Annotated in this window: 18 protein-coding genes; 15 read left to right on the top strand and 3 right to left on the bottom strand. The window is 67.8% G+C overall.

Going from position 1 to position 19,033, the window contains the following annotated elements:
• The first annotated feature begins 149 nt into the window (after window positions 1-149).
• The 3 genes from SL003B_RS17165 to SL003B_RS17155 all read left to right on the top strand — a co-directional run bounded on the left by SL003B_RS17165 (window position 150) and on the right by SL003B_RS17155 (window position 5,385).
• Entirely contained in the window at window positions 150-2,402 is a 2,253-nt protein-coding gene (locus SL003B_RS17165; RefSeq protein ID WP_013654133.1) for a hypothetical protein, read from the top strand.
• Between the two features lie 10 nt (window positions 2,403-2,412).
• Complete coding sequence (locus tag SL003B_RS17160) at window positions 2,413-3,528, top strand: hypothetical protein (protein WP_013654132.1); 1,116 nt, start codon at window positions 2,413-2,415, stop codon at window positions 3,526-3,528.
• An 81-nt stretch (window positions 3,529-3,609) separates the two neighbouring features.
• Window positions 3,610-5,385, top strand: a complete 1,776-nt coding sequence (locus tag SL003B_RS17155; protein ID WP_013654131.1) for a monovalent cation:proton antiporter-2 (CPA2) family protein — start codon at window positions 3,610-3,612, stop codon at window positions 5,383-5,385.
• A 39-nt stretch (window positions 5,386-5,424) separates the two neighbouring features.
• Here the strand turns inward: SL003B_RS17155 and SL003B_RS17150 are convergent, their stop codons facing one another.
• On the bottom strand, window positions 5,425-5,949 hold the full coding sequence (locus tag SL003B_RS17150; RefSeq protein ID WP_013654130.1) for an invasion associated locus B family protein: 525 nt from the start codon (window positions 5,947-5,949) through the stop codon (window positions 5,425-5,427).
• 489 nt (window positions 5,950-6,438) lie between these two features.
• Here SL003B_RS17150 and coxB point away from each other — a divergent pair, with 489 nt between their 5' ends.
• The 8 genes from coxB (at window position 6,439) to SL003B_RS17115 (ending at window position 13,111) form a co-directional block, all read left to right on the top strand.
• Window positions 6,439-7,359 (top strand): cytochrome c oxidase subunit II, encoded by a 921-nt coding sequence (gene coxB, locus SL003B_RS17145; RefSeq protein ID WP_013654129.1) that lies wholly within the window; start codon window positions 6,439-6,441, stop codon window positions 7,357-7,359.
• 83 nt (window positions 7,360-7,442) lie between these two features.
• On the top strand, window positions 7,443-9,038 hold the full coding sequence (ctaD, locus tag SL003B_RS17140) for a cytochrome c oxidase subunit I (protein WP_013654128.1): 1,596 nt from the start codon (window positions 7,443-7,445) through the stop codon (window positions 9,036-9,038).
• Between the two features lie 175 nt (window positions 9,039-9,213).
• Window positions 9,214-10,152: a heme o synthase gene (locus tag SL003B_RS17135; protein WP_013654127.1), complete on the top strand. Its 939-nt coding sequence runs from the start codon at window positions 9,214-9,216 to the stop codon at window positions 10,150-10,152.
• Window positions 10,153-10,158: 6 nt separating this feature from the next.
• Complete coding sequence (locus SL003B_RS23640; RefSeq protein ID WP_169313684.1) at window positions 10,159-10,314, top strand: hypothetical protein; 156 nt, start codon at window positions 10,159-10,161, stop codon at window positions 10,312-10,314.
• Window positions 10,315-10,323: 9 nt separating this feature from the next.
• Window positions 10,324-10,935 (top strand): cytochrome c oxidase assembly protein, encoded by a 612-nt coding sequence (locus SL003B_RS17130; RefSeq protein WP_041375610.1) that lies wholly within the window; start codon window positions 10,324-10,326, stop codon window positions 10,933-10,935.
• 50 nt (window positions 10,936-10,985) lie between these two features.
• On the top strand, window positions 10,986-11,858 hold the full coding sequence (locus tag SL003B_RS17125) for a cytochrome c oxidase subunit 3 (protein ID WP_013654125.1): 873 nt from the start codon (window positions 10,986-10,988) through the stop codon (window positions 11,856-11,858).
• Between the two features lie 109 nt (window positions 11,859-11,967).
• Entirely contained in the window at window positions 11,968-12,351 is a 384-nt protein-coding gene (locus SL003B_RS17120; protein ID WP_013654124.1) for a DUF983 domain-containing protein, read from the top strand.
• Window positions 12,344-13,111 (top strand): SURF1 family protein, encoded by a 768-nt coding sequence (locus SL003B_RS17115; RefSeq protein WP_242390405.1) that lies wholly within the window; start codon window positions 12,344-12,346, stop codon window positions 13,109-13,111. The genes SL003B_RS17120 and SL003B_RS17115 overlap by 8 nt, the downstream gene beginning before the upstream one ends.
• Before the next feature lie 43 nt (window positions 13,112-13,154).
• Here SL003B_RS17115 and SL003B_RS17110 read toward each other — a convergent pair whose 3' ends face one another.
• Entirely contained in the window at window positions 13,155-13,640 is a 486-nt protein-coding gene (locus SL003B_RS17110; RefSeq protein WP_013654122.1) for a peroxiredoxin, read from the bottom strand.
• A 95-nt stretch (window positions 13,641-13,735) separates the two neighbouring features.
• Window positions 13,736-14,575 carry a protein-disulfide reductase DsbD domain-containing protein gene (locus tag SL003B_RS17105; protein ID WP_013654121.1) on the bottom strand — a complete coding sequence of 280 codons (840 nt, stop codon included), beginning with the start codon at window positions 14,573-14,575 and terminating at the stop codon, window positions 13,736-13,738.
• A gap of 178 nt (window positions 14,576-14,753) precedes the next feature.
• Between SL003B_RS17105 and SL003B_RS17100 the strand changes: the two genes are divergently transcribed.
• The 4 genes from SL003B_RS17100 (at window position 14,754) to SL003B_RS17085 (ending at window position 19,033) form a co-directional block, all read left to right on the top strand.
• Complete coding sequence (locus tag SL003B_RS17100; RefSeq protein ID WP_041376268.1) at window positions 14,754-15,350, top strand: YqgE/AlgH family protein; 597 nt, start codon at window positions 14,754-14,756, stop codon at window positions 15,348-15,350.
• Window positions 15,351-15,495: 145 nt separating this feature from the next.
• Window positions 15,496-16,902, top strand: coding sequence for a threonine synthase (thrC, locus tag SL003B_RS17095; RefSeq protein ID WP_013654119.1), 1,407 nt, complete (start codon window positions 15,496-15,498; stop codon window positions 16,900-16,902).
• A gap of 184 nt (window positions 16,903-17,086) precedes the next feature.
• Window positions 17,087-18,373: a M16 family metallopeptidase gene (locus SL003B_RS17090; protein ID WP_013654118.1), complete on the top strand. Its 1,287-nt coding sequence runs from the start codon at window positions 17,087-17,089 to the stop codon at window positions 18,371-18,373.
• A 21-nt stretch (window positions 18,374-18,394) separates the two neighbouring features.
• Window positions 18,395-19,033, top strand: coding sequence for a GNAT family N-acetyltransferase (locus SL003B_RS17085; RefSeq protein ID WP_013654117.1), 639 nt, complete (start codon window positions 18,395-18,397; stop codon window positions 19,031-19,033).

The raw sequence follows: 19,033 nt of genomic DNA, 5'->3' as shown, positions 1-19,033 counted from the left end.
CCGACGCAGCTGCGGCAGAGGCCGCGCCGCAGCTACGTAACCTTGCGTGTATCCCCGTTGCCGCTTTGCCTGTAGGATAAGTAAGCGGTCGTCCTGCAGGAACCCGCATGTGCCGGGTTCCGTCAGCCGCCTTGGACGGGGGAGGAACCATGTACCGGTCCTGGAAAAGTGTCAGTTTCGCCGCATCCCTCGCTTTCGGGATGGTCGTTTCCCTCTCCGGCCTTCGCGCCCAGGACGTGCCGCCCGGCTACGAGCCGATGGCGCCGGGCGAGGCCTATCACACCAAATTCTCCGGAACGACCGACGTCACCGCCGCCGACGGCAGCGTGACGACGGTGATCGATTCGGCCGGCACGGTCGGCGAGATCGTCGACGTGCGCGCGCCCGGCCATGCGCCGGACGGCAGCCACTGGATCGAGCCGCTCAAGCGCGCGCCCGTCTCGGCCGCCGAGGTCGGCCAGGTGTTCGGCATCGCCCTCGACGAGGCCGCCAACGTCTACCTGGCCGCCACCTCGGCCTTCGGCCTGCATCTGGAGCCCGGCGGTTCGGGCTGGATGACCGGCATGTGGGGCGAGGGCGGCGGTCCTGGAACCGTCTACCGGCTCGACGCGGCCAACGGCTACGAACCCTCGGCGTTCGCCGAGATCGCGCTCGACGGGCGCGCCAATTCGGGCGCGGCGCTCGGCAACATCGCCTTCGATCCCGCCCACGGGCAATTCTTCGTCTCCGACCTGGAGACCGGCATGATCCACCGGATCGCGCTTGAGGACGGCCGCGATCTCGACCACTTCGACCACGGGCTGGACGGCCGCGTCGGCTTCCTCGACGCGACGACCGGCGCGCGGCTGGCGCTGCCGCCGATCGCCTTCGATCCGCTGCGCACGGCGACCATCGACGCCTGCCCATCCGGCGACTTTGCCCATTCACCCGAATGCTGGAACTTCGCCGACTTCCGCCGCCGTGTCTGGGGTGTCGGCGTGCGCCACGACGAGGCCGGCGCGGTCCGGCTCTACTATGCCACCTGGGCCAACGAGGGTTTCGGCAATCCCGACTACGCGGTCGCCAGCGAGGACGAACGTACCAACGCGGTCTGGTCGGTGGCGCTGAGTGCCGATGGCGGCTTCGACCTCACGGACGTGCGGCGCGAGTTCCTGCTGCCCGACTTCCACATCGATGCCGAGACGATCGCAGAGCGCGGCTTCTCCAGCCCGGTGTCCGACATCGCCTTCCCGCGCTGCGGAGCGCAGGACGTGATGGTCGTCGCCGAACGCGGCGGCATCCGCAATCTCGGCCTCGATGTCGAGGCCCCCTTCGCCGTGGCGAGCGAGGCGCGTGCCTTGCTCTATCAGCTCGGCGAAACCGGGGTCTGGGCGCCGATCGGCCGCTACGACGTCGGCTACTATGATCGCAGCGCTGAGGGCCAGCCGTTCTTGCGCGCCAACTGCGCCGGCGGCGTTGACTTCGCGCCAGGCTACGACCCGGCCACTTGGACATCGGACCTCGGCGAACCGGACGACTTCGTCTGGATCTCCGGCGACTACCTGTGCTCGCCGGAGGCTCCGTGCCGGCTGCCCGGCGTCGACGAAGGCGACGATTCCCAGGTCCACGGCCTGCAGGGCATGCCGCAGGAAGCGTTCGACGAGATCGCGCCGGAAGCCGCCTATGGCGAGTATCCGGCACCCGGTCCCGCCTATCCGCCGACCGGCCCGTACCAGAGCTATCTGGTCGACAGCGACGTGCTGACCGACGCCACAGGCACGCTGATCGCCGAGGAATTCACCCGCAACGACGCGACGCGGATCGGCGACGTCGAGATCTACCAGGTCTGCGAGGCGCCCGCGCCGCCACCTGCCGGCGTCATCCCGACGCCGGTGCCGCGGCCGGTGCATACCCGTACCATGACGCATCGCCGCCACGGTTCGCCAGTCCACACCCGGGCGATGACCCATCACCGTCAGGGTTCCCCGGTGCACACGCGTGCCATGACCCACCGCCGCGAGGGCTCGCAGCCGCCGCATACGCGCACGGAGACGCACCGTCGCCAAGGTTCGGCACCGCCGCACACGCGCGTCGAGACGCACCGTCGCCAGGGCTCGGCGCCGCCGCACACGAAGGAGCAGACGCACCGGCGCCAAGGGTCGGCTCCGCCGCACTCCAAGGTGCTCAGCCATCAGCGCGAGGGCTCGGTGCAACCGCATACCAAGGCGCAGTCGCACCTGCGGTCCGGCTCGCAGCCGCCGCATGCGAAGGCGCTGAGCCATCAGCGCGAAGGCTCGGTGCAGGTGCACACCAGGGCGCAGACCCATATGCGCACCGGGTCCGACGGCCCCAAGATCCGGCCGCAGCAGACGCCGCCCGTGTTGCAGCAGCAGCCGGTCGTGCCGCAGTTGCAGGTCCGGTGAGGGCGCCGGCATGATCCAGGGACCGGAATCGTCCGCCGGCCGCGTGCGGCCGGCGGGAGGCGGGGCGCGTCTGCGCCGGGTGGCAAAGGGGCTGGCCGGCGCGGCCTTGATGCTGGCCGCGTCGGGAGCCGTCCTTGCGCAGGAAGCGGGGCGGCCGGCAATCCAGACCAACCAGGCCTACGTCGACAGCCTGCCCGGCGACGCGGCCGCGATCGATTTCGCCGATCCCGTCGCGGTGTTCCGGCACGTGTTCTCGGGTCTCGATGGAGAGGTGACGGTCTACCCGACTGAGAACTACTTCTACTACCGCTTCCTGCACCGCGGCGTGCGCTATGCCGGCAACATCCGGCTGGACGTGCTCGACCGCGACGACGGCTGGCTGCATTTCGCCTATTTCCGCGACTACACGGAATGGAGTTCGTCCGAGCCGGTCAGCTACCGGCGGCTCGGACCGCAGGACGGCATCGCCGTCACGCGGCTCGCGCCGTTGCGCTATGCCGTCGCCTTCGAGGGCAGGACCGTCGTGTTCCAGCTCAACGACCTGGCCGGCGTGCGCCCGCCCGAGGGGCTGATCCGCGCCGACGAGACCTACATCGGTCCGGTCCACGACGAATCCGGGATCCGCTTCTTCGCCCTCTACAACCGGACCATCAAGGCGTTCCAGTACCTGCTCGACGAGTCCGTCCCGGTCTTGGACGTACTGGAGCCCTCGGCCATCTCGCCGGACATCCTGATCGGCGTGCGCACCGGCTTCGCCTTTCATCGCGACAAGTACCGCGACCGCAAGATCCTGATCGGCGTGTTCGAGGGCAACGCCAACGTCAACAACTATTTCGACGGGCCCTTCGACCAGTTGCCGGACAATTTCCTCGCCGACGGACGGCTGCGCGAGGCGATCCTCGACATCGAGCCGGACCTGGCCGGCACGATCGACCGCTACGGCAACTCCAACGGCGGCGCCGAGCGCTACTTCATCGGCTCCTACCTCCATTACCGCTACCACGACGACCTCGCCGTCTTCAGCGACTGCGCGGCCGACACGAGCCTGCCCGAGGAGCTCTACTACGGTTGCTTCAGCATCGACGAGGGACCGGACGGCCTGACCGCCGGCGAAGTCGACCGGTAGCGCGGTTTCCGGCTGGACGGTTGGTCAAACTTAACCAATGCCTGCCAAGGATGGGTCGACGCAAATCGAACAGGCAGACAGATGGCCGCAGAAGCCGCTCCTCCGCTCTTTACCGAAGCCATCATCTTTCTCGCCGCGACAGTGGTCGCGGTACCTCTGGCCAAGCGTCTCGGCCTTGGTTCCGTCGTCGGCTATCTGGCCGCCGGCGTGACGGTCGGCCCGTTCGGTCTCGGCGTCTTCGGTTCCGCCGAACACATCCTGGCGGTCGCCGAACTCGGCGTCGTGCTGCTTCTCTTCGTCATCGGCCTCGAACTCGATGCCAAGCGGCTGTGGAGCATGCGGCGCGACATCTTCGGCCTCGGCACCAGCCAGGTCGTGCTGACCGGCGCTGCCCTGTTCACGGCCCTGCGGCTGGCCGGTCTGCCCTTCGAGGCTGCGCTGATCGCCGGCTTCGGCCTCGCCCTGTCGTCGACCGCCTTCGCCCTGCAGATCCTTCAGGAACGTGGCCAGCTGTCGTCGCCCTACGGCCAGCGGGCCTTCGGCATCCTGCTTTTGCAGGATATCGCCATCGTGCCGCTGCTTGCCCTGGTGTCGATCCTGGCACCCGGCGAGACGGCTGGCGGCGCGACGGAGGTTGCCGTCGAGATCGGCCTGACGGTGGGCGCCGTGCTCGCGGTGGTGCTGACCGGACGCTACCTGGTCTCGCCGCTGTTCCTGTTTCTGGCCGGCAGCCGGGCACGCGAGGTCATGCTGACGGCCGCCCTGCTGGTGGCACTGGGCAGCGCCGGCATCATGCATGCGGTCGGCCTGTCGATGGCGCTCGGCGCCTTCCTGGCCGGCGTGCTGCTGGCCGAATCGAGCTTCCGCCACACGCTGGAGGCTGACATCGAGCCGTTCCGCTCGCTCCTGATGGGCCTGTTCTTTGTCGCCGTCGGCATGTCGCTCGACCTGTCGATCGTGCTGTCGTCCTGGACCACGGTGCTCGTCGGTGTCGCGCTGGTGATGCTGTTCAAGGGCACCGCATTGTGGGCGCTCGCGCGCCTTTTCGGGTCCCCGAACGCCGACGCGTTGCGCATCGCGGTGACCTTGCCGCAGGGCGGCGAGTTCGCCTTCGTGCTGTTCACCGCCGCCGTCGGCCAGAAGATCCTCGCGCCGGAACTCTCCAACCTGCTGACCGCCATCGTCATCCTGACCATGCTGTTGACCCCGCTCGCTGGCATTGGACTCGACCGGGTCGCCGCCCGGTTGAAGGCCAGGGGCGTGGAGAATCCGGCGGTCGAGAGCTTCGGCGAGGCGATGCCGACCGTGCTGGTGATCGGCTTCGGTCGCTTCGGCATGATGGTCGCCCAGTTCCTGACCTCCGAGGGCCTGCCGATCACGGCCATCGACAACCGCCCGGACCGCATCGCCTATGCCCGCAAGCTCGGCTACAAGGTCTATTACGGCGATGCCACGCGCGCCGACGTGCTGGCGGCGGCCGGCGGCGGCAAGGCGGCGCTGATCGCGCTGTGCGTGGAAAACGACAAGGTGATGGAACGGGCGATCGCCATCATCCGCGACGGCTTTCCGCAAGCGAAGCTGTTCTGCCGCGCCACCGACCGTGCCCATGCGCTGGCGTTGACCCGTCAGGGCGTCGACTTCCAGATCCGCGAGACCTTCGAATCCTCGATCGCCTTCGGCCGCGCCGCGCTGTCGGCACTCGGCACGCCCTCGGATCGGATCGCCCAGATCGAGGAGGACGTGCGTCGGCGCGACCAGGAGCGGCTAGACCTGCAGATGAAGGAAGGCATGTTCGCCGGCGCCGACAAGCTGCACGGCGTCACGCCGCGCGACTCATCCGACACCGGGAACGGCTGAAGGCCCGGATCGGCATTGCCCCGCCGCCCGGCTTGCGGATCAGGGCAGGGCGTCGAAGCCGGCCGAAAAGCCGTTCAGGGAGATCGGGATGCCGATGCCCTCTTCCGGTGTCTGGAAGATGATGAAGGTCGCCTGGGAGCCTGCCTTGAGCTTGCCGATCAGCTCTTCTTGCAGGATCACCTCAGCGATGCAGCCGTTCGGCAGGCAGCGCACGAAGCCGGCGCGGCCGATGTCGGCATCGTCGACCCGCAGGCCGAGGCCCGAGGGCAGCAGCACGCCGAGCGGGGCGAGCACGCGCAGGATACGGGCCTGCTTGTCGGCGGTCTTCAGGAAGATGACGGACAGGCCGACGTTCTCGCGGTCCTCGGCGGTGACGTTCTGGATCAGCGCGCATTGCTCGCTTGAGGCGCCCGGAGGCGTGTCGCAGCGCATCTGCCAGTCGCCGTGAACGGCCTTGACCTCGCCCTGCGCGGCGGCCGGTCCGCTCAGCGCGGCACTCGCCGCGGCGGCCAGGGCGAACAGCAGGCCGAGGGAAGATCCGGGGCGGGTCTTTCGGATGGGCACGGGGAGTCCTCCAGGCGCGCGAGCGGCGGCGCAACCGCTTCGGCGAATCAGAACGCTGCGTTTCCACGGACATTGCCGCAAGCGTCCCCCGCTGGCCAGTCCGCAGTGACATTCAGGATCGGCCGAAGGGGCGTTTTCTGCAAATTTCACGATATCATTGACCAGGATCAAGGCGTGATGGCGGTACCCCTGCGGCGAATTCGTGACCGGGACGCGACTGGGGCATTGCGATCCGCAGGTTCTTGTGGTTTGTGTGCGCGAAATCCGGGTGGCCGACAGGCTGCGGCAGATCGCCGCTGTACCTAAGGCCACGTCGCGGTATATTCGGGTTTGTGCGTATTATGGCGCAAACAAGGGCAGTTGGGGCTTTCGGTTTGCCGATTCAGCGCGGTTTTCCGCCGGGTTCGGGACAGGGAGCGTCAATATGACCCACTCGGTTCTGAGGATGCGAGACCGGCCTGCGGGCGGTCCAGGGAAGGGAGCGCGGACGTGAAGGCAATCTTCAAGCGTCTCATGGGGGCCGCCACGGGCGCGGCGGCTCTGGCCGGTTCGGCCGGAGCGGTGATGGCGGAGACGTCGGGCGGCATGAGCCCGTGGCAGCTGGGCCTCCAGGGTTCGGTCACCGAGGTCATGGACGACATCCACTGGTTCAACGGCATGACCCTGGGCATCATCACGGTCATCACCCTCTTCGTCCTCGCGCTGCTGATCATCGTGATGACGCGCTTCAACTCCAAGGCCAATCCGAGCCCGTCGCGCACCTCCCACAACACGCTGATCGAGGTCGTGTGGACCGTGGCGCCGATTCTCATCCTCGTGGTGATCGCCGTGCCGTCGTTCCGCCTGCTCTACAAGCAGATCGAGCTTCCCGAATACGAGATGACGATCAAGGCGACCGGCTACCAGTGGTACTGGGGTTATGAATACACCGACGAGGCCCTGGACGGCATCTCCTTCGACTCAATCATGCTCAAGGACGACGAGCGCCAGGACGTTGCGACCGCCCGCGGCGTGTCGCTGAGCGAAGTGCCGCGCCTGCTCGCCGTCGACTATGACGTCGTCGTCCCGGTCGACACGACCATCCGCGTCCAGGTCACCGCCGCCGATGTCATCCATGCCTTCGCCATGCCGGCTTTCGGCGTAAAGGTCGATGCCGTTCCCGGCCGCCTGAACGAGACCTGGTTCCGCGCCCGCGAGACCGGCATCTACTACGGCCAGTGCTCGGAGCTGTGCGGCAAGGACCACGCCTTCATGCCGATCGCCGTGCGCGTCGTCAGCCGCGAGCAGTTCGATGCCTGGGCCGAGGCCGCCAAGGACGACGTCGACACCGCCAACGAGCAGCTGATGGCGGCCATCGCCGCCGAGCGAAAGACGGCCGCCGCCACCGACATCACGGTCGCCGCCCGGTAATCCGGACGGCCTTGGACCCAGCGCGCCGCGCCGCCGGACCGATCCGGCGCGCGGCCACAAGAGATCAACGAGGGAGCACGAATATGGCTTCGACCGCCGCACATGCCGCGCATGACCATCCGACCGGATGGCGCCGGTACGTCTACTCGACGAACCACAAGGACATCGGAACCATGTACCTGATCTTCGCCATCTGCGCGGGGATCATCGGCGGCGCGCTGAGCGTCGCCATGCGCATGGAACTCCAGGAACCGGGCATGCAGATCTTCGCCGATCCGCACATGTTCAACGTGTTCACGACCGCCCACGGCCTGATCATGATCTTCTTCATGGTCATGCCGGCGCTGATCGGCGGCTTCGCCAACTGGTTCGTGCCGATCATGATCGGCGCGCCGGACATGGCGTTCCCGCGCATGAACAACATTTCGTTCTGGCTGCTGCCGCCGGCCTTCCTGCTGCTGCTGCTGTCGCTGTTCGTCGAAGGTCCCCCTGGCGCCAACGGCGTCGGCGGTGGCTGGACCATCTACCCGCCGCTGTCGACCACCGGCCAGCCCGGCCCGGCGATGGATCTGGCCATCCTGTCGCTGCACGTGGCCGGCGCCTCGTCGATCCTCGGCGCTATCAACTTCATCACCACCATCTTCAACATGCGCGCGCCGGGCATGACCCTGCACAAGATGCCGCTGTTCGCCTGGTCGGTGCTGATCACCGCGTTCCTGCTGCTGCTGTCGCTGCCGGTGCTCGCCGGCGCCATCACCATGCTGCTGACCGACCGCAACTTCGACACCACCTTCTTCACCCCCGCGGGCGGCGGTGACCCGATCCTGTTCCAGCACCTGTTCTGGTTCTTCGGTCACCCGGAAGTGTACATCCTGATCCTGCCGGGCTTCGGCATCATCAGCCACATCATCTCGACCTTCTCGCGCAAGCCGATCTTCGGCTACCTCGGCATGGCCTATGCCATGGTCGCCATCGGCGTCGTCGGCTTCATCGTGTGGGCGCACCACATGTACACCGTCGGCATGTCGGTCGAGACCCAGGCCTATTTCGTCGCCGCGACCATGGTCATCGCGGTGCCGACCGGTGTGAAGATCTTCTCGTGGATCGCCACAATGTGGGGCGGCTCGATCGAGTTTCGCACCCCGATGGTGTGGGCGATCGGCTTCATCTTCCTGTTCACCGTCGGCGGCGTGACGGGCGTCCAGCTCGCCAACGCGGGCCTCGACCGCGCCCTGCACGACACCTACTACGTGGTCGCGCACTTCCACTACGTGCTGTCGCTGGGTGCGGTGTTCGCCATCTTCGCGGGCTGGTACTACTGGTTCCCGAAGATGTTCGGCTACATGTACAACGAGACCATCGGCAAGGCCCATTTCTGGATCACCTTCATCGGCGTCAACCTGATCTTCTTCCCGCAGCACTTCCTCGGCCTGAACGGCATGCCGCGCCGCTATGTCGACTACCCGGATGCGCTGGCGGGCTGGAACTACGTGTCGTCGATCGGCTCCTACATCTCGGCCTTCGCCGTGCTGGTGTTCATCTTCGGCATCGTCGAGGCCTTCTCCAAGAAGCGCGCCGTCGGCAACAACCCGTGGGGCGAGGGCGCCACGACGCTGGAGTGGACCCTGTCCTCGCCGCCGCCGTTCCACCAGTTCGAGACCCTGCCGCGCATCAAGTAGGCGCTGCGGGGCCGCACGGGGCAGGATCGACGCGACCTGTTCCCGTGGCGACGCGATTTCTGACGTCGCGGCCTTCCGGCCGCGGCGTCCCTTGCAGGCGAGACCCGCGCCGGATGCGTCCGGCGGGCAGGCCCACAAAGAACCAGAAGCACGAAGAACCAAAGGATTGAGCCGCATGTCGCTCGTCGAGCGCCACAACACGATCGCCGGGGAGAGCGCCGCCTGGGACGGCGGAATGGGATCGGTGGGCGACTATGTCGCGCTGCTGAAACCGCGCGTCATGTCGCTGGTGATCTTCACCGCCTTTGTCGGCATGATGCTTGCGCCGGGCGTCCTGCACCCGGTTCTGGCCGCCGTCGCCCTGCTGTGCATCGCCATCGGGGCGGGCGCCTCGGGCGCGCTCAACATGTGGTACGACGCCGACATCGACCGCGTCATGTCGCGCACTGCAAAGCGGCCGATCCCGGCCGGCAAGATCAGCCGTCAGGAGTGTTTCGCCTTCGGCATGACCTTGTCGATCGGCTCGGTGGTCACGCTCGGCCTGCTGGTCAACTGGTTCGCCGGCGCCTTCCTGGCTTTCACCATCTTCTTCTACGTCGTCGTCTACACCATGTGGCTGAAGCGCTCGACGCCACAGAACATCGTCATCGGCGGCGCAGCCGGCGCCTTCCCGCCGATGATCGGCTGGGCTGCCGTCACCGGCGACGTCAGCCTCGAGAGCCTGGTGCTGTTCCTGATCATCTTCATGTGGACGCCGCCGCATTTCTGGGCGCTGGCTCTGTTCAAGAGCGGCGACTATCGCGCCGCCGGCATCCCGATGCTGCCCGTGGTCGCCGGCGAGGACGCCACTCGAAACCAGATCCTGGCCTATTCGCTGATCCTGACGCCGATCGCGGTGTCTCCCTATCTGCTCGGCTTCGCCGGCCCGCTCTACGGCATCGCCTCGACCGTGCTCGGCGCGGTGTTCTTCGCCCTGGCGCTGCGCGTCTGGCGCCGGCGGTCCGGCGACGAGGCACGCAAGGCTGCCGTCCGGCTGTTCAGCTTCTCGATCCTGTACCTGTTCCTGCTCTTCGCGCTGCTGCTCGCGGAAAGCGTCATCGCCCGGACCCTGTGAGACCAGATGAGCGAGAACGGCATCAAGCTGACCGAGGAACAGATCAAGCGCCGGCGTTCGCGCTCCATCGCGATCGGGCTGGTGCTGGTCGGTCTGGTCGTGCTTTTCTACGTCGTGACGATCGTCAAGCTCGGTCCCGGCGTCCTGGACCGGCCTTTGTGAGGCAGAGTCATGGCTGACCCTCAGACCCCCGACACCGCACGAACGACGCGCAGCAACCGCACGGTGGCGCTCGTCTGTACCGGTGTGTTCGCACTGATGATCGGCGCTTCCTATGCGGCGGTGCCGCTCTATGAACTGTTCTGCCAGGTCACCGGCTTCGGCGGCACCACCCAGCGCGCCGAGGCAGCGTCGGAGACGGTGATCGACCGCATGATCACCATCCGCTTCGACGGCAACGTCAACGCCGCCCTGCCGTGGCAGTTCAGACCGGAACACCGCACGGTGACACTCGCCATGGGCGAGACCGGCCAGCTGGCCTATGTCGCCACCAACATCGCCGACGGCCCGACCGTCGGCACCTCGGTGTTCAACGTGACGCCTTTCGAGGCCGGCGTGTATTTCAACAAGATCCAGTGCTTCTGCTTTACCGAGCAGCGGCTCGAGGCCGGCGAAAGCGTCGAGATGCCGGTGGTCTTCTTCGTGGATCCGGACATGGACAAGGATCCGAACCTGAGGCACGTGAAGGAAATCACGCTGTCCTATACCTTCTTCCCGGCGGAAGCGCCGGTCAAACCCGTCGCGGCCCGGTCGGAGGACCGGACTGCGGCAGATAGGCTATAGTTCCGTGGCGGATGACGCGACGGCGAATTGGAACTTCGGGGAGCACGCCCATGGCTGAGGCACATACCAAGAATCACGACTATCATCTGGTCGACCCCAGTCCCTGGCCGTTCCTGGGCTCGGTCGGCGCCTTCGTCATGGCGCTCGGCGCCATCGGCCTGATGAAATACACCGGCGGCAAGGAGTTCGCGCTGTTCGGCGTCGACCTCACCGGCTGGGGCCTGTTCGTTGTCGGCCTGCTGATCGTGCTCTACACCATGTACGGCTGGTGGCGCGACACCGTGCGCGAATCGCTCGCCGGCCATCACACCCGCGTGGTCAGCCTGCACCTGCGCTACGGCATGATCCTGTTCATCGCCTCCGAGGTGATGTTCTTCGTCGCTTGGTTCTGGGCCTTCTTCGACGCCTCGCTGTTCACCGGCGAAGCGATCCAGTTCGACCGCGTGGCGGCGACCGGGGGCGTCTGGCCGCCGGAGGGCATCGTGACCTTCGACCCCTGGCACCTGCCGCTGCTCAACACCATCATCCTGCTGACCTCCGGCACGACCGTGACATGGGCGCATCACGCCCTGCTGCACAACGATCGCCAGGGTCTGAAGTGGGGTCTGACGCTGACCGTCATCCTCGGCGTGATCTTCACCATCTGCCAGGTCTATGAATACGGCCACGCCGCCTTCGATTTCAGCGGCAACATCTACGGCGCCACCTTCTACATGGCGACCGGCTTCCACGGCTTCCACGTCATCGTCGGCACCATCTTCCTGCTGGTGTGCCTGATCCGCGCCGCGGCCGGCCAGTTCACCCCGCAGAAGCACTTCGGCTTCGAGGCGGCGGCCTGGTACTGGCACTTCGTCGACGTGGTCTGGCTGTTCCTCTTCGCTGCCATCTACGTCTGGGGCAGCTGGGGTGCGGTCACCCACTGACCGGACCGGCCTTGGATACGCTCCGGGCCGAGTGACCACTGCCCGACCCGGTGCCGCCGGGTCGGGCTTTTCCGTTGCGGGGGGCGACGGGCCGACAAGGAGATTCCCAATGACGGACAAGGCGCTCTATCCCCCACAGAACCCGGTCAAGGCGGGGCTCGCCGGACGGTGCCCGCGCTGCGGCGAGGGCCGGCTGTTCACCGGCTTCCTGAAGACCGCGCCGCGGTGCACCAACTGCGGCCTCGATCTCGAGTTCGCCGACAGCGGCGACGGCCCGGCGGTGTTCGTGATCATGCTGGTCGGCTTCGTCATCGTCGGCCTGGTGCTGGCGGTCGAACTGGCCTACCAGCCGCCGATCTGGGTTCATCTCGTCGTCTGGCTGCCCCTCACCGCGATCCTGGCGCTGGCGATCCTGCGCCCGCTCAAGGGCCTGATGATCGCCCTGCAATACCGCCACAACGCCCAGGAGGGCCGGCTTGACGACGGTGCCTGAGACACGCCCGCGCGCGACCTTGCGCCGGCTCGCCGTGCCGGCCGCGGCGGCCCTCGTGGCGCTTGCGGTGCTGCTCCGCCTCGGCTTCTGGCAACTCGACCGGCTCGCCTGGAAGACCGACCTGATCGCCCGCGTCGAAGAGCGCGTGGCGCTGCCCCCGGTCGCTGCGCCGGAACCGTCCGACTGGCCGTCCCTCGAGCCCGATGCGGTCGACTATCGCCGCGTCGCCGTGACCGGCCGCTTCGCCCCGGGCGAGCTGTACTACTACATCGCGCTCGGCAACGCGCGCGGCCCCTACCAGGGGCCGGGCTATTTCGTCTACAGCCCCTTCATGACCGATGCCGGCTGGGCGGTGATGGTCAATCGCGGCTTCGTCCCCGATGCCCTGCGCGATCCTTCGACGCGCGCTGCAGGCGGGACGGAAGGCGAGACCCAGACAGTGACCGGACTGCTGCGCGTCGGCGAAAGGCCGAACGTCTTCACTCCGGCGCCGGATCCGGCCAAGGGCATCTGGTTCGCGCGCGAGCCGGAGAAGATGGCCGCAGCCCTTGGCGTGGCGGGCATGCCGGTCGCGCCCTTCTCGATCGACGCCGACGCCGCCTTCACGCCGCCGTCCGGCCTGCCGCAGGCGGGCGAGACCGTGGTCCGCTTCAAGAACGACCACCTGGGTTACGCGCTGACCTGGTTCGGCCTTGCTCTGACCCTGGTCGGCGTGTTTGCCGCCTATGCGCGCTCCGTGCTGAAGGCCGCCGGCAAATAGAAACGGGAGCCCGGAGGCTCCCGTCGCAAGCGTCCGGCTCCGCTCAGAGCGCTTCGAGCAGCGCCGCGGCGCCGGAGACGGTCGCCTGGCCGGGCACGTCCTCGATGTTCAGAGCGACGACCGTGCCGTCCTTCACCAGCATGGCGAAGCGCTTGCTGCGCACGCCCATGCCGAAACCCGAGGCGTCGAGGTCGAGGCCCATCGCCTTGACGAAATCCGCGCTGCCGTCGGCCAGGAACAGGATCTTGTCGCCGGCGTTGGTCGCCTTCTTCCAGGCGTCCATGACGAACATGTCGTTGACGGACACCACCGCGATGGTATCGACGCCCTTGGCCTTGAACGTGTCGTGATGCTCCAGGAAGCCGGGCAGGTGGTTCATGTGGCAGGTCGGCGTGAAGGCGCCCGGAACGCCGAACAGCACCACCGTCTTGCCGGCGAAAAGGTCGCCGCTCTTCAGCTCGACGGGACCGTCCGCCGTGATCGTCTTGAAAACTCCGTCCGGAAGACGGTCGCCAACCTTGATGCTCATGTCTGACACTCCCAGTGCAGCGATTGCCTCCGGCGCAGCCCCTCGCGCGCCGGTTCCAGAACGACATAGAGTGCCGGGCGGGTGCCGTCGAGGGCCTATTTCAGCGACGCGGCGTTGACGCGATGCACGCTTTCGCTCGCCCGGTCGCCGACGACTAGGACGAGACGAAGATCGGCACCGGTCCCATCGTGCCGGAGGCCGCGCGTCGACAGCGACCATACGGCCCGGCCGCCGTCGCGGGAGACGAGGTCCGGCAGCGCGATGGAGGAGCCGGGCGGGCCTTCGGCGAACAGGTCGATGGTCTGGTCGCTGGCCTCCGCCAGCTCGGCGGCGATGATCAGTTTCGGTGCGCGCTTGCCCGGCACGACGTCGACCGACACGACCCGTGGTCCGTCCGCGGCGGCGGGCGCGGGCACCGCCGCCTGGGCGGCGCGGATCGCCTTCAGCGACACCGTGTCCGTCCTGCCGTTCGGGTCCAGCGTCAATGCCAGTCGCGCCTCGGCCGGAATGCAGATGTCGTTGCACAGCCCGAAGAACACGGCCGCCGTCAGGTCGACCGGCGCCGCCGCGTCGCCGGCCTCGACCTCGATCGGCAGCACAACGCCGTCGTGATAGACGATCGAACTGGAAAAGCCGTCGAAAAAGCGCTCGGGCGCGGGATAGTGGATCCGGCTGGCGGCCATGTTGGCCGAGCCGGACAGGTCGATCTCCGGCGGAATGCCGGCCTCGCCGGGGAAACGCCAGTAGGTGTGCCAGCCCGGATCGAGCGCGAATTCGAGCCCGGCCAGATAGGTCCCGTCGGCGATCCTGCCGGCCGACACGAGCCGCACCGCGCCGCCCTGGACGGTCACCCAGTCGGACACGCCCGCCCCTGCGCCGCCAGTCGGTACGGCAAGCAGGACGAGGACGGCGAACAGGCGCTGCAGACGGATCATGCCCCGTCTCATAGCGCAAAACGACGCCGCGGTCAGCGCGCGCTCGATCACCTGGGCTCATATGTGCGTGACCGTGTTCCGACTTTGATGACGCTGCGTCAGATAAGCAAGTTGTGCGTTAACAAATCGGCCGATCGGGGATAATCTGCTTTGGGAGTTGGGACAGAACGAGGACATCATGCCGAGTCGTTTCGAAAGAGGGTCGCTGGAAGGTCAGTTCCTCATCGCCATGCCGAACATGGCGGACGGCCGCTTCGCACATACGGTGATCTACGTCTGCGCCCATTCCTCAGACGGGGCCATGGGCCTCGTGCTCAACCAGGTCGCCCGCCACCTGTCCGTCGCCGACCTGCTGGTTCAGCTCAACATCCTGCAGGAAGGGGACGCCATCAAGCTGCCCCCTCCGGTGCGCAGCATGAGTGTCCACCGCGGCGGGCCGGTCGAGACCGAACGCGGCTTCGTGCTGCATTCCGACGATTTCGTGCTCGACAGCGCAACGCTGCCGATCCACGGCGGCATTTGTCTGACCGCGACGCTGGAGATCCTCAGGGCCATCGCCGAGGGGCGCGGGCCGTCGCAGGCGCTGCTTGCGCTCGGCTATGCCGGCTGGGCGCCGGGGCAGCTCGAGAGCGAGATCCAGTCCAATGGTTGGCTGACCGGACCGGCCGACCCCGATATCGTCTTCGACGCCGACCTGAATACCAAGTGGGAGCGGGCGCTCTGGCGCCTCGGCATCGATCCGGCGATGCTGTCCGGCGAAGCTGGCCACGCCTGACCGGCATTCGCGGACCCGTTGCGCCATTTGTCGTTTGCGCCGGTTTCCAATCTATTTTAAGGGTCAGGGCCTTGAGCCAGACGAACGCTTTTGGCCCGCGACCCCGTCAGGGGCGCTGACCCAACGTGACAAGGGACCGGACGCGGTGAAATACATCAGTACGCGCGGCGAAGCCCCCGTCCTCGACTTTGCCGAGGTTCTCCTGCAGGGCCTGGCGCGCGACGGCGGCCTCTACCTTCCCGAAAGCTGGCCGCAAGTCTCGCCGGCGACCATTGCCGGCTTTGCCGGGCGTCCCTATGCCGAGGTCGCCTTCGAGGTGATCGCTCCGTTCGTCGGCGACAGCATCGCGCCGGAGGCGCTGCGGCGGATGATCGACGCCTCCTATGGCGCCTTCCGCCATCCGGCGGTGACGCCACTGATCCAGGTCGCGCCCAACCGCTTCGTGCTCGAGTTGTTCCATGGCCCGACGCTCGCCTTCAAGGACGTCGCCATGCAGCTGCTCGGACGGCTGATGGACCACGTCCTCGCCGAGCGCGGCCAGCGCGCCACCATTGTCGGCGCGACCTCCGGCGATACCGGCGGCGCCGCCATCGAGGCCTTCCGCGGTCGCGAGCGCACCGACGTGTTCATCCTGTTCCCGGACGGACGCGTCTCCGAGGTGCAGCGCCGCCAGATGACCACGCCATCGGAGGCCAACGTCCACGCGCTGGCGCTGACCGGCAACTTCGACGACTGCCAGGCGATCGTGAAGGGCCTGTTCAATCACTTTGCCTTCCGCGACCGGGTCGCCCTGTCCGGCGTCAACTCGATCAACTGGGCCCGCATCGTCGCCCAGATCGTCTATTACTTCGTTGCCGGAGCCGCCCTCGGCGCGCCGCACCGCCCCGTCTCCTTCACCGTGCCGACCGGCAATTTCGGCGACATCTTCGCCGGCTACGCGGCGATGAAGATGGGCCTGCCGGTCGAGCGGCTGGTGATCGCCACCAACGTCAACGACATTCTGGTTCGCACGCTGGAAACGGGGCGCTACGAGACGCGCGGCGTCACCGCCACCACGGCGCCGTCGATGGACATCCAGGTGTCGTCGAACTTCGAGCGTCTGCTCGCCGAGGCCTGCGGGCGCGATGGCTCGGCAGTGCGCGGTGCGATGAACCGCCTTGCCCAGTCCGGCAGCTTCGAAATCGCCGCCGGGCCGCTCGCCGACATCCGCCGGAGTTTTGCCGCCGGACGCTGCGACGAGGCCGAGACTGCGGCGACGATCGGCACGACCTGGCGCGAGGCGGGCTATCTGCTCGACCCGCACACCGCGATCGGCGAGCATGTCGCGCGTGCCCACGACCGCCCTGGCGCGCCGATGGTGGTGCTCGGCACCGCCCATCCGGCCAAGTTCCCGGACGCGGTCGAGGCCGCCGCCGGCGTTCGCCCGGACCTGCCGGAGCGGCTGCTGCCGATGATGTCTGCGGTCGAGCGCCAGACCGTGCTGCCGGCCGACCAGGCGGCGGTCGAGCGCCACATCGAGGCGCATGCCCGGGCGGTGCGCGGTACCGTTTGAGCGGGTCGCCGTGGCGGCGCCGACGACGGATGCGTGCGGCGGACCGGCCGTGCGCCGACAAGGAACAGGGGAGGACGCACGGCATGCCGCGTCGAGCAAGGGTACTTCGAGGACATCCGCGGGTCTTGGCCCGAAGGGCGGGGCCGGCATCGTACCAGGCCGGCCACGTGACCGGGAGGGCGGCATGGAGGTGAGGCGCACCACGCTCGACAACGGCCTGACGGTGATCACCGACCGGATGCCGCATCTCAAGACCGCCGCGCTCGGCGTCTGGGTCCGCACCGGCTCGCGCTCCGAGACCCCCGACGAGAACGGCATAACTCATCTGCTCGAGCATATGGCCTTCAAGGGCACGACGACGCGTACCGCCCGCGCGATCGCGGAGCAGATCGAGGCGGTGGGCGGCGAACTGAACGCTTCCACCAGCGTCGAGCACACCAACTACTATGCCCGTGTCCTGGCCGAGGACGTGCCGCTCGCCCTCGACCTCCTGTCCGACATCCTGCAGAACTCGGTTTTCGATCCCGAGGAGTTGGCGCGCGAGCAGCATGTCATCCTGCAGGAGATCGGCGCTGCCCAGGATTCGCCCGAGGACCGCGCCTTCGACCTGTTCCAGGAGGCCGCCTGGCCGGACCAAGCCATTGGCAGGCCGATCCTCGGCACCCCGGCGACCGTGTCGGGCTTCACCCGCGACGCGCTCGATACCTACTTGAAGAGCCGCTACCGCGGCCCGGACATGGTGCTTGCGGCCGCCGGTGCGGTCGACCACGACGACATCGTCCGGCGCGCCGAGGATAAGTTCAGCGGCTTCAGCGCCGAGCCGGCCGCGCCGTGCGTGCCCGGCTTCTACCGCGGCGGCGAGAGCCGGCTAGCCAAGGATCTGATGGAGGCGCAGATCCTGATCGGCTTCGAGGGCCGGCCCTACAAGTCCGACGACTACTACGCCATCCAGATCCTCGCCTCGGTGCTCGGCGGCGGCATGTCTTCGCGCCTGTTCCAGGAGGTTCGCGAGACGCGCGGCCTGTGCTACGCCATCTACAGCTTCCACTGGGCCTTCTCCGACACCGGCCTGTTCGGCCTGCATGCGGCGACCGGCGAGGAGGACATCGGCGAGCTGATGCCGGTCGTGCTCGGCGAACTGGAACGGACCGCCGCCGACATCACCGAGGAGGAGGTGGCGCGCGCCCGCGCGCAGATCCGCGCCGGTCTGATGATGGCGCTGGAAAGCCCGGCGGCGCGCGCCGGCCAGATCGCGCGCCAGATCCTGATCCACGGCCGCACGCTCAGCCTGGAGGAGATCTCACGCAAGATCGACGCCGTCTCGGCGGACATGGTGCGCCGCGTCGCGGCCGAGACCTTCGCCGGCTCCGCGCCGACCCTGACCGGCGTCGGTCCCGTCTCCGGGCTGGCGCCGGTCGGCGACATTGCCGCCCGGCTCGGAGCCCCGGTCCGCCGGGTCGCGACCGCCTGACCGCGCTCGGGAGGATCTGGGATGGCGTTTCTGCGTTCCTTCGGATCCCCGGACGCCGAGCCGCACCTCGCCGGCGGGACCGTCTACCTGCGCCCGCCGGTCATGGCCGACTACCGCGCCTGGGCGGAACTGCGCGAGGTGAGCCGCGCCTTCCTGACCCCCTGGGAGCCGCTTTGGCCGGCCGACGACCTCAGCCGCGGCGCCTTTCGTCGCCGGCTGCGCCGCTATGCCCGCGAACGGCGCGACGGCCGCAGCTATCCGTTCCTGCTGTTTTCGACCGCCGACGACCGGCTGATCGGCGGCGCCACCTTGTCCAACATCCGCCGCGGCGTCAGCCAGTCCTGTTCGCTCGGCTACTGGATGGGGGCGCCCTTCGCCGGACAGGGATACATGTCGCGGGCCGTCGCCCTGATCGTGCCGTTCTGCTTCGACGTGCTGCACCTGCACCGGATCGAGGCGGCCTGCCTGCCGCACAACGTGCCGTCGATCCGCCTGCTGCACAGATCCGGTTTCCTCCAGGAGGGCTGCGCCCGCGGCTACCTGTGCATCAACGGCGCCTGGCAGGATCACCTGCTGTTCGCCTGTCTGGCGGACGATCCGCGGCCCGGGGTGGGAGGCTCTCCACACCGGCCCGCCGGCCGGATGAAAGAAGTCTTGTGA

It is taken from the genome of Polymorphum gilvum SL003B-26A1, assembly GCF_000192745.1.
Classification (GTDB): domain Bacteria; phylum Pseudomonadota; class Alphaproteobacteria; order Rhizobiales; family Stappiaceae; genus Polymorphum; species Polymorphum gilvum.
This window is presented reverse-complemented; position numbering and strand designations above follow the sequence as displayed.